At 68.8% G+C, this 11,308-nt stretch carries 5 protein-coding genes and 1 pseudogene (2 of these 6 running past the window's edge); all 6 read right to left on the reverse strand.

What is annotated here, in order from left to right:
• Positions 1-2,077: pseudogene (locus A2X88_08590) on the reverse strand (malto-oligosyltrehalose synthase); it reaches 749 nt to the left of the window's first position.
• Positions 2,074-4,503: a glycoside hydrolase gene (locus A2X88_08595; protein OGP33447.1), complete on the reverse strand. Its 2,430-nt coding sequence runs from the start codon at positions 4,501-4,503 to the stop codon at positions 2,074-2,076. The pseudogene A2X88_08590 and the gene A2X88_08595 overlap by 4 nt, the downstream one beginning before the upstream one ends.
• Positions 4,504-6,363 carry a malto-oligosyltrehalose trehalohydrolase gene (locus A2X88_08600; protein OGP33455.1) on the reverse strand — a complete coding sequence of 620 codons (1,860 nt, stop codon included), beginning with the start codon at positions 6,361-6,363 and terminating at the stop codon, positions 4,504-4,506. It abuts the gene before it with no gap.
• Positions 6,363-8,276 carry a 1,4-alpha-glucan branching enzyme gene (locus A2X88_08605; GenBank protein OGP33448.1) on the reverse strand — a complete coding sequence of 638 codons (1,914 nt, stop codon included), beginning with the start codon at positions 8,274-8,276 and terminating at the stop codon, positions 6,363-6,365. The genes A2X88_08600 and A2X88_08605 overlap by 1 nt, the downstream gene beginning before the upstream one ends.
• Positions 8,261-10,453, reverse strand: coding sequence for a 4-alpha-glucanotransferase (locus A2X88_08610; protein ID OGP33449.1), 2,193 nt, complete (start codon positions 10,451-10,453; stop codon positions 8,261-8,263). Before A2X88_08610 ends, A2X88_08605 begins: the two co-directional genes overlap by 16 nt.
• Positions 10,450-11,308, reverse strand: the 3' end of a protein-coding gene (locus tag A2X88_08615) for a maltose alpha-D-glucosyltransferase (protein OGP33450.1). It continues 2,513 nt past the right edge of the window; the window shows 859 of its 3,372 coding nt (coding positions 2,514-3,372); the start codon falls outside the window, past its right edge; the stop codon is at positions 10,450-10,452. The genes A2X88_08610 and A2X88_08615 overlap by 4 nt, the downstream gene beginning before the upstream one ends.

The following is an 11,308-nucleotide window of genomic DNA, read 5'->3' on the forward strand; positions in this document are numbered from 1 at the left end:
ATTCCTGGACCCGCGCGGTCAGGGAGGAAACCTCCCCTTCGTCGAGCGGCCATGCGCCGACCAGCGTCTGGTAGAGAAGATATTCCTCGTTCCGGTCCGGCGACGGCCCCGCCCCCGATTCCCGCCGCTTCTCCGCGTTCCACCGGCTCCAGCGGGTCACCCGCCGCTCCCATTCCCCGGGGATCTCGGAGAGGACGTTGATCCGGGCGCGGACATCCTCGCCCCGTTTCGTGTCGTGCGTGGAAGTGGCGTTCATCGTGAACGGCCACCGGCGGCGGACCGCCGCGGCGCGCCGGTGGAACGCCTCCGGGGAAGTGCCCGGCCCCGCCGGCTCTCCCCCCACCTCGTTCCGGGAAACGAGGCGGTTGTAGACGTAGAGCGCTGTGTCCTCGAACCCCTTCGCCATGATCGGGCCGGTGAACTGCTGCCAGCGCATCAGGAAGCCGAGCCACTCCTCCTTCCTCTCCGCGGGGAAGGCATCGGGGCCCTCCAGCAGTAGCACCCGCCCCAGGAAATCGAACACCGGGCCGCTCGCCCCGGTGCTTCGCCGCCGGGCTTCCCGCAGCGCCCTCCCGATGTACCGCCGGTCCCTGGAGGTCAGGTCGAGCCCCCGGATGTAGGTCCGGTAGACGGGGAAGCAGGCGGTCGCCTCGACGAGCGCCTCCCGCAGCTCCTTGCGGGGAAGGTCCCGCCCGTGCCGGTCCCGCTCCGCCAGCCGGGCGAGGTGCATCCCCATCGAGTGCATCTCCCCCGCGAAGAGCGACTCCATCACCAGCCTCTTCTTCCGGTAGACCAGCTCCGCGAACTCCTCCCGTTCCCCGGTGAAGCGGATGTAGACCCCGTCCAGGAGCCGCGCCCCGCCGGCGCTGACGAAGATCCCGTTCAGCGCGTTCAGGAAGTCGTATCCGGTGGTCCCGCAGACCGGCCACTCCGGGGGAAGAAGCTCCTCCCCCGCGAGGATCTTCTCCACGACCAGGTACGGGGGACCGGACGTCCCCCCCCGGGAGAGTTCCTCCCGGAGCCGCTCGAGATAGCCCGACGGGTCGTAGAGCCCGTCGACATGGTCGATCCGCACGCCGGTCGCCTTCCCCTCCCGGACCAGCCGCAGGATCAGCGCGTGGGAGGCGTCGAACACCGCCGGTTCCTCCACGCGCAGGCTCACCAGGTCGCTGATGGCGAAGAACCGACGGTAGTTGATCTCCTCGTTGGCCAGGCGCCAGAAGGAGAGCCAGTAGTGCTGCTCCGACAGCAGCCGGTCCAGGAGGGCGAAGCTCGCCGGGTCTCCCCGGGTCCCCGCGAAGTCCCGAAGGATCCCGTCCAGGTGCGCCCGGATCTCCGCCCTCCCCGCGTGCAGGGAGGCGAGCCGCTTCCGGATCCCGCCGGCGCTCCTCCTCCACTCCCCCGCCGCCTCCGGATCCGCGGGCGGAGCGGCCGGAAGATGCTCCGCCTCCGAGATCAGCTCCCACAGCTCCCGGAAGACGGGATGGTCCGGCCCCAAATTTTCCTCCAGCGCCTCCAGGCCGTGCGCGAGGATGCGGGCGTAGGACGGAACGGCGACGGGAAGCCGGGTCCCGTGGCAGAGGACGAAGAAGCTCCCCTGCGCAAGGCGCAGCGAGAGCTCCCCGTCCTCCAGCACCTTCCCGTACGGCCCGCCGAGGATCGGGAGGAGCACCTTCCTCCGGAGCGCCTCCCTGGAGGATTCCCAGTCGATGTCGAAGAACCGGGCGAAGGGCGAACCCGCCCCGGTCTCGAGGAGGTCCATCCACCACCGGTTCTCGCCGCTCGCCGCCATGTGGTTGGGGACGATGTCCAGAAGAAGCCCCATGTTCCGCTCCGCGAGGGCCGACGCCAGCGCGTCGAACTCCTCCTCCGTCCCCAGCTCGGGATTGAGACGCGTCGGGTCGACGACGTCGTACCCGTGGGAGCTCCCCCTGCGGGCCGCCAGCAGCGGCGAGGCGTAGAGGTCGCCGACGCCGAGCGCCTCCAGGTACGGCAGCAGGGCCAGAGCATCCAGGAACCGGAAGCGCCGGTGAAGCTGGAGCCGGTAGGTGGAGACGGGGATGCGCGCGGGGATCATCGGGGAACCCGGACGGAGAGCTTCTCCCCGAGTGCGGAAAAGAGGGCGACCCACTCCTCCGCCGCGGAGTCCCCCCCGGCTTTCCGGGCGCCGTAGCGCGGATACACGCCCTGCAGCGCCTCGAAGAAGAGGTTCTGACTCTTCCAGAAGGTCACCTCGAAGGGAAGTGCGTCCCCCATCTCCACCGCGGCGTTGAGCCGCCGGAGTTGGTCGAGGTCGTCCGGATCCTCCAGGAACCTCGCCATCATCCGCTCGATCGTCTTCCGGAGCGCGTAGCCCAGGCCGGGACCGTCGAAGGAGATCCCCGTTGCCTGTGTCTCCTGCAGGACCCCCTTGATCCGCTCGACGTCCAGCGACTCCTCTGTGAAGGCGCGCCGAAGCTCGGCATTCAGCGCCAGCTCGGCCGCCACCCGGAACGACTTCGTCATGGGATAGCCGAAATCGGAGAGAAAGCGCATGAGCGGCGCATTCTGCATGTAGAGCTGCCGGTAGACCGCGTCCACGTCGGCGAGACTCTCCTCCAGAATCGAGTCTAGAACCTTGCGCTGCTCGTCCCGGAACAGCAGCTTCAGGGAATAGGTGCCCTGGCCGAAATTCCGATCGACGGCCCGGATCACCTCGGGGAAATCGGCCCCCTGGAAGATTCCGCCGATCTCTTCCACCAACGCCTTGTAGGGCTCCTCCCCGCGGGACTCGCGGATCCCCCCGATCACGTTGTGATCGCCGAAGTGGAGGACCCCGAAGGAAACCTGCGCCGTGTCCCCTGTGATCCGCGAGGCGATCCTCGCCCTCCCAAGCGCCAGCCGCTTCTTTCCCGCGGAGAGGATCCGGAATTCCTCCCGGTCCACGCGGTAGCAGAAGACCTCCGCCTCCTCCCCGTAGTTCTCGAACAGGGAGCTGATCGCGTAATGGGCCCCGACCTTGTGCAGGTCAACGACGGAGGGCTTGACGAACTTCCCGTAGATGTGCCGGCCGTCCCCGTGCTCCGGGAGGTTGCTCTTCGCATGCTCGAGAAGGAACAGGAAGCGGGACTCGATATCCTGCCCGTCGATCTCCTCCGCCAGCTGGATGGCGCGCCCCGCGTACTGGAGGATCTGCGTGGTCTCGATCCCGGAGAGCTCGTCGAAGAACCAGCCGCAGCTGGTGTACATCAGAATCGCGTGGCGCTGGAGCTCGAGCAGCCTGAGCGCCCGGACCCGTTCCTCCGCGGACAGCTCCCGGACCGCGTGCCGTCCGAGATAGGCCCGGACATTCTCCTCGGAGCGGTCGAGCACCACCGACACGTAGTCGTCCCGGGCGGCCCAGGGATCCCGGAAAAGCCCCATCGAGGCGTCGGTATAGAGCACCGCCAGCTTCTCCCGCAGCCAGTCCAGCGCCTCCCGCAGGGGGCGGCGCCACTCCTGGGTCCACTCCGGCCGTCCCCCCGAGTTGCAGCCGCAATGGCTCCGCCACCGCTCGATCCCGTGGGCGCAGCTCCAGGAGCTGAAGGGGTGGATCTCCACCTCCTGCTCCGGGGGGTACCGCTCGAGATACTCCCCGTAATTGGTGATCTTCGCCAGCTTGTTCGACTCGATGTGGTGCAGGGCGTAGGAGAGCGCCATCTCCCCGTGCCGGTGGTGGTGCCCGTAGCTCTCCCCGTCGGTGGCGATGTGGACGAGCGGATGTCCGTTCCCGTCGCCGTCGAATCCCCCGAGAATCCGGTTCGCGAAGGCCTCCCCGTTGGTCAGCAGCCGTTCGAAGGCGACGGCCCGCGAGATCGGCCCGTCGTAGAAGAACAGCGCCATCTCCCGTCCCGAGGAGAGCCGGATCCGGTAGGGGACCTTCGGGTCGATCCCTCCCCCGCCCACATCCCGCCAGTCGCGGCTGCCGATCGGCCGGACGCGATGCGCCTGGTGGGGCGCCAGGATCGCGAACCGCATCCCGTGCTCCGCCAGGATCTCCAGGCTTTCCAGGTCCACCGCCGTCTCCGGGAGCCACATCCCCTCCGGTTCCCTGCCGAAGCGGTGGACGAAATCGGCGATCCCCCAGCGCACCTGGGTCGCCTTGTCGCGGCGGTTCGCCAGCGGGAGGATCATGTGGCTGTAGGCCTGCGCCAGCGCCGAGCCGTGCCCGGAGAAGTGCTCCCGGCTCTGGCGGTCGGCGTCGAGGATCGCCCGGTACACCGCCGGCTCGTGGACCTCCATCCAGGAGAGCAGGGTCGGCCCGAAGTTGAAGCTGATCCGGGAGTAGTTGTTCACGATGTCGACGATCCGCCTCTCCCCGTCCAGGATCCGGGAGGCGGCGTTCGGGGCGTAGGACTCGGCCGTGATCCGCTCGTTCCAGTCGTGGAAGGGATAGGACGAGTCCTGGAACTCGACCGCCTCGAGCCACGGGTTCTCCCGCGGCGGCTGGTAGAAATGCGCGTGGATGCAGACGTAGCGTTCCATCTATCCGGAATCCTCCCCTCGTTGCGACAGCAGGACGAAGGCCCGCGGTCCGAGCGACAGCGTGGCGGTTCCCCCCGATCGGATCTCCTCCGGGACGGCGCTTCCGCCGCCGCCCCACCGCGGAACGGAGGAGTCCAGGAGCGTCTGCCAGCGGCCGGCGAACAGCGGGACGGTCACGGAGGCCGGCTTCTCCCCGAAGTGGCAGACCGCAGCCGTCCGGTCGTCCCCGTGCATCCGGGTCACCAGGAGCGACTTCTCCCGCTCCAGCGCCACGGCGTTCATCCCCTTGCGGGTTCCCCGCGAGAGGACCGGGTGCTCCCGCCGAAGGCGAAGCAGCTCCCGGGTATACTCCAACAGGGTCCGGTGCCGCCCCGTTTCCCGCAAGGCGTAGTCGATCCGGGAGCGCCGGAAGGTTTCCTCGTCCTGCGGGTCGAGGACCTCACCCTCCCACCGGAAGGCGGCGAACTCCTCCATCCGCCCTTTCCGCACCGCCTCGACCAGCTCCGGGTCGGAGTGGCTGATGAAGTAGAGAAAGGGCGCGGTCTCCCCGTACTCCTCCCCCATGAACAGCAGCGGGACGAAGGGGGAGAGCAGGACGACCCCGGCGGCCAGCTTCAGCGATTCGAAGGAGGCGAGGAGGGGAAGCCGCTCGGCGCCCATCCGGTTCCCAACCTGGTCGTGGTTCTGCGAGAAGACCACCAGCTGCCGAGCCGCAAGGTCCCGGGAGGAGTTCCCGTGGCGGCGGTCCCGGTAGGCGGAGTAGCGCCCGGCGTAGACGAACCCTTCCGTGAAGGCGCGGGCGAGATCCTCCACGGTCCCGAAGTCCCGGTAGTAGCCCTGCCGTTCCCCCGTCAGCAGGACATGGAGGGCATGGTGGAAGTCGTCGTTCCACTGGGCGTCATGCCCGAATCCCCCGCGCTCCCGGGGCGTGACGACCCGGGCGTCGTTCAGGTCGCTCTCCGGGATCAGGTGGAGCCGCCGGTGCTCCCGCACCCCCAGTTCCCGCACGGTGTCGGCCAGCTCGGCCAGGAAGGGATCGGCGGAGAAGTCGTAGATCCCGTGGATCGCGTCGAGACGCAGGGCGTCGATCCGGAACTCCGAAAGCCAGCTGCAGGCGTTCTCGAGGAAATACCGCCGGACCTCGTCGCTGCCGGGGCCGTCGAAATTGATCGCCGCCCCCCAGGGGGTCCTGTATCGGTCGGTGAAGTAGGGGCCGAAGTCCCGGAGGTAGTTCCCCTCGGGGCCGAGGTGGTTGTAGACCACGTCGAGCACGACCGCCATCCCGCGCAGGTGGCAGGCGTTCACGAGGCTTTTGAGCCCCTCCGGCCCCCCGTAGCTTCCCTGGACGGCGAAGGGGTAGACCCCGTCGTACCCCCAGTTCCGGCTCCCGGGAAACTGCGCGACCGGCATCAGCTCGATCGCGGTGACCCCGAGCTCCTTCAGGGAGTCGAGGCGGGGGAGGATCGCCCCGAAGGTCCCCTCCGGGGTGAAGGTCCCCACATGCAGCTCATAGAGGGCGACTTCCTCCAGCGGAAGGCCCGCCCACTCCCGGTCCTCCCATCGAAAGGCACCGGGATCGGTCACGCAGGAGGGTCCGTGCACCCCGTCCGGCTGGAACCGCGAGGCCGGGTCGGGACGTTCCCGCTCCCCGTCGAGCCGGTAGAGGTAGAGACTGCCCGTGCCCGCCTCCCCGACGACCCCCCGGTGGTAGCCTCTCTCGTCCCGTTCCAGAGGAAAGAATCCCTCGACGGGGGTGAGCAGCCGCACCTCCACCGTCTTCGCCGAAGGGGCATGGACCAGAAACGCGCAGCCGCCGCCGGGAAGGAGGGTCGCGCCGAGCCGTTCCGTCGATCCGGGAATCACCTTCCCTTCCCCTCGCTCTTGAAGAAGACCGCCGCCAGCGGCGGCACGACGACGGTCAGCGAGTGGAGCCGCCCGTGCACCGGGATGGGGACCGCCTCGACCCCCCCGATGTTCCCCTGCCCGCTCCCGCCGTATTCCCGGGCGTCGCTGTTCAGGACCTCCTGCCAGAATCCGCCCCGGGGAACCCCCAGCCGGTAGTTGTGCCGGGGCACCGGGGTGAAGTTGAAGACGCCGAGGAGGATGTCATCCGTCGTGCGTCCCTTCCGGAGCAGGCTGATCACGCTCTGGTCCGCGTCCTGGCAGTCGACCCACTCGAAGCCGGCCGGGTCGAAGTCGCGCTCATGCAGCGCCGGCTCGTTCCGGTAGAACCGGTTCAGCTCCTCGACCCAGCGCGAGAGCCCGGCGTGCACCGGGTATTCCAGCACATCCCATTCGAGGCTCCCCTCGTGGCTCCACTCCCGCCGCTGACCGAACTCCCCCCCCATGAAGAGGAGCTTCTTCCCCGGCTGCGCGTACATGTAGCCGTAGAGGGCCCGCAGGTTCGCGAACTGTTGCCATTCATCCCCCGGCATCTTGCCGATCAGCGAGCCCTTCCCGTGGACCACCTCGTCGTGGGAGAGGGGGAGGACGAAGTTCTCGGCGAAGGAGTAGATCATCCGGAAGGTGAGCTTGTCGTGGTGGTACTTCCGGTGCACCGGGTCCTGCGACATGTATTGCAGCGTGTCGTGCATCCAGCCCATGTCCCACTTCATCCCGAACCCGAGCCCGCCGAGGTAGGTGGGGCGGGAGACCATCGGCCAGGCGGTCGACTCCTCCGCGACGGTGAGGATGTCGGGGTGGGACTCGTAGACGGCGACGTTGAATCGGCGCAAAAACTCGATCGCCTCGATGTTCTCCCTCCCCCCGTACCGGTTCGGGATCCACTCCCCCTCTTTCCGGGAATAGTCGAGGTAGAGCATGGAGGCGACCGCGTCGACCCGCAGCCCGTCGGCGTGGAAGACCTCCAGCCAGTAGTGAGCGGACGAGAGGAGGAAGCTGCACACCTCGTGCCGCCCGTAGTTGAAGATCTCCGTATCCCAGTCGGGATGGTGCCCCTGGCGGGGGTCGGCATGCTCGTAGAGGTGGGTGCCGTCGAAGTAGTTCAGCCCGTGACCGTCCTTGGTGAAATGGGAGGGGACCCAGTCGAGGATCACCCCGATCCCGTTCCGGTGCAGGTGGTCGACCAGGTACATGAAGTCCTGCGGCGTCCCGTACCGGCTCGTCGGGGCGAAGACCCCGGTGACCTGGTATCCCCAGGAGCCGTAGAAGGGATGCTCCATCACCGGGAGGAACTCGACGTGGGTGAAGTTCAATTTCCGGAGGTAGTCGGCCAGGCGGGGGGCCAGCTCCCGGTAGGTGAGCATCCGGTTCCCCTCCTCCGGGACCCGCATCCAGGAGCCCAGGTGCATCTCGTAGATGGTGACCGGGGCATCGGCGGCGTTGCGGCGGCCCCGCTCCTTCATCCACGCGGCATCCTCCCAGTCGTACCAGAGGTCCCACACGACCGACCCGGTGGAGGGCGCGACCTCGGCGTGGAAGGCGAACGGGTCGGCCTTGTCGTACCGGTAGCCGTTCTCCCGGGAGACGACATGGTACTTGTAGACGGTCCCCCGCGGAACGCCGGGGATGAAACCCTCCCAGATCCCCGATCCCCCCTTCGACCGGAGCGGATGGCTGCTGTTGTTCCAGCCGTTGAAGCTCCCGGTGACGAACACTTCCGAGGCGTTGGGGGCCCAGACCGTGAACAGCGTCCCCTCCTCGCCGCCGGCGGTCATGAAGTGGGAGCCGAATTTCTCGTAGAGCCGGTAGTGGCTCCCCTCGTTGAAGAGATAGAGATCCTGGTCGGTCAACAGCGTCACGTCGTATCGCATAGAGTCTCCCCCGTATTCTGATTCCGTGCGTTTCCCCCGCCCCCGGATGGGTTTCCCCCCCGGCGGAGCCGGTCCACCTCCCGGAGCGACCCGGTCACCCCGGGCATCTCCCCGAATTCCTCCTGGGAGTGCCGCGCCTTCCGCATCCAGTTCGGCCGCTCTTTCCAGGTCCCGGGCATGTTCTGCGGCTCGACCTCCTGCCAGAGGTCCTCCAGGTTGACGACGACCGTGCCGGCGGCGCCTTTCGCCAGGTAGGCCAGGCAGGCCGACAGCACCTCCATGGCGTCCGGCCCGGAACCCGCGAGCAGCCCCTTCCCGCGGAGGAAGGCGGCAAGCGATTTCCGCAGCGCGAGGCGCCGGACCTCCTCCTTTTTCCTTCCCTTCCCGTCGAGCAGACCCAGCGCCTCCCGCTCCGCGACGTCCCCCCCCTCCCAGAAGGAGGCGAAGGTCGGCATGTCGTGGGTGTTCACGCAGGCCAGGGAGTCGGCCGGCACCCTCCGCAGCGCCATCCCGGGATCGGGCGACATCCCGAACTGGACCACGAACATCCTGCGGATCCCGCGGCGGGCCATCGCCGGCCGCACGTAGGAAGGCACGGTGCCCAGGTCCTCCCCGACGATCCGCGCCTTGTGCCGGTGCGACTCCAGGGCGAGGATCGCGTAGAACTCCTCCGCCCGGTAGCGGACGTAGGTCCCCTCCCGCGCCTCCATCCCCCTGGGGACCCAGAAGAAGCGGTGGAACCCCATCACGTGGTCGATCCGCAATATCCCCGCGTGGCGCAGCTGGTGCCGGAGACAGGCCCGGTAGTACCGGTAGCCCTCCTCCCGGATCCGCTCCGGGTGCATCGGCGGGAATCCCCAGTCCTGCCCCCGGGTGAAGAAGTCGTCCGGCGGCGCCCCGGCCGAAACCTCCCGCGCGAACAGCTTCCGGTGGCGCCAGACGTCGTAGCTGTCGTAGGCGACCCCCAGGGGAAGGTCGAGGTAGAGCGACCGGCCCCTGGCGCTCGCCCCTCGCGTGATCTCCCGGAACTGCTCCTGGAAGGCGAACTGTGCGAACAGGTGATAGCGCCGGTCCCGCTCCCGGTAGTCTTTCGGGGAAACGGACCCGTCCCGCAGCGGCCGCGGCCACACGGCCCACGGCGTCCGGAGGGCGTCCCCCGCGGCGCGGAAGGCCGCATAGTCCTTCGCGTCCGGGTTCTCCGAAAGGAATGTCCGGAAGACGCTCCCGCGCTCCCCTCCGCGCGCGAAGAAGGCGTCGGACAGCGTTTCCAGCAGCCTGCGCTTGTGCGCCATCCCGCGCCGGTAGTCCACCAGCGGGGCCTCGCGAAGCCTCCGCTCCTCCTCCCGGAAGGGGCCGCTTCCGGCGATCGCCTGCGCCTCCTCGCAGTCCACGAACCCCGGAATCCGGGGGACGTCGAGGTAGAACTCGTTCCAGAAGAGGCGGCTGGCCGGGGTATAGGGGCTCGGATGGAACGGCTCGGAGAGGAAGGAGGCCAGGAGCGGCAGGGTCCCGACGACCCCTCCCCCCTGCGCCCCGGTCCATTCGAGCAGCGCCTCCAGGTCGGTCAGGTCGCCGCTTCCGCCGTTTCGTTCGGACCGCACGGCGTAGAGGGGAAGAAACACTCCCCAGGCCTTCTCCCCGTTCTTTCGCCCCGGAGGCCAGGCCCTGCGGGGAGCGGCGAAAAGCAGCGCCTCCGCCCGCGCCTTCCCGGACTCCACGGTGAGGGCGTGGTATCCCCGCGGAAGGTCCCGCGGCAGGGGAACCGCCTTCTCGACGAAGCGCACGCCGTCCAGCAGCGCCCCCTCCCGACCGGGGATCCGGGACAGGTCGAACGGAAGGTCCCGCGTGCCACCCTCCTCGAGGCGGATCCGGATCCGAACCTTCCGGCTTCCCGCCCGTTCCGGAAGGCGCAGGCCAAGCTTCGCCCGCTCCCCCTCCCATGCCACGGTCACCGGATCGCAGATCCGGGTCCAGCGGGCACGGTCCCGTTCCCGCAGGGCCCCGGGGACGTCGGCGGCGGTCTCGACCGGACTGCCCAGCGCCCGCAGGACCGCAAGCAGGGTTTCCGGGCCCACTTCGACCCTCCGCCGCAGGATGTCGTGGTAGGCGGTCTGGACCCCGCAGGCGTGCGCCAGGCGCCGGACCCCTCCCACGCCCCCGGGAGAGGGCCCGCTCATTCGCCGGTCTCCAGAAGCTGCAGGATCCCCCGCAGCGGAAGCTTCACCCAGTCGGGCCGGTTGTTCAGCTCGTACTCCAGCTCGTAGATCGCCTTCTCCATCAGGTAGGTGGAAAGCAGCGCCGACAGCTCCTCGCGGGTCTTCGGGAGGAAGCTCCCCCGGGAGGCGGTCGCCAGGTACGACTCGAGGAAGGCGGCGGAGACCCAGCTGTTCCAGCAGCGCGCCCACGGCTCCAGGACGGAGTGGTCCTCTTCCCGGATCGCGCTTCCGCCGGTGGTGCCGACCAGGTGCGCCTTGGAGGCGTAGTGGAAGGAGCGGAGCATCCCGGCCACGTCGCGCAGGGGCGAGCGCTTGATCCGCCGCGCGGTCAGGGTGTGGGCCGGCTCCCCCTCGAAATCGATGATCACGAAGTCCTTCCCCGTATGGAGCACCTGCCCGAGGTGGAAGTCCCCGTGGATCCGGATCCGCATCGCCGAGATCTTCCGGTCGAGGATCCCGCGGAACCGCTTCAGGATCCGGTCCTCCGCCTCCAGGACCCGGCGGGCATCCTCCCGCAGCCCTTCCGGCAGGTACCGGAGCCGCCGCTTGAGCAGCAGCATCGCGTGGCCGGTCAGGTTGCGCATCGACTGGTATAGGGAACGCTGGTAGAGGGAGGTGAACGACTGCGGGGCGAAGGCCGGGTCTTCCCCCTCGGAGGAGAGCGCCAGGTGCATCCCGGCGGTCCGCTCCCCCAGCGCCCGGGCGGCGGGCAGGTATTCGCCCATCAGCTCCCCCGCCTCCGCGGGAAGCGGCTCTCCCGCAAGGGAGAGCGGGGACTTCGCCGGGCATTCGATCTCCTTCGATCCCTGCGGCCTG

Source organism: Deltaproteobacteria bacterium GWC2_65_14, from assembly GCA_001797615.1.
Lineage (GTDB): Bacteria > Desulfobacterota > Deferrimicrobia > Deferrimicrobiales > Deferrimicrobiaceae > GWC2-65-14.

What these genes read in the sequence shown, in the direction of transcription:
- A2X88_08595 (OGP33447.1), bottom strand. Translation starts at nt 4,503, where the DNA reads ATGGAACGCTACGTCTGCATCCACGCGCATTTCTACCAGCCGCCGCGG.
- A2X88_08605 (OGP33448.1), bottom strand. Translation starts at nt 8,276, where the DNA reads ATGCGATACGACGTGACGCTGTTGACCGACCAGGATCTCTATCTCTTC.
- A2X88_08610 (OGP33449.1), bottom strand. Translation starts at nt 10,453, where the DNA reads ATGAGCGGGCCCTCTCCCGGGGGCGTGGGAGGGGTCCGGCGCCTGGCG.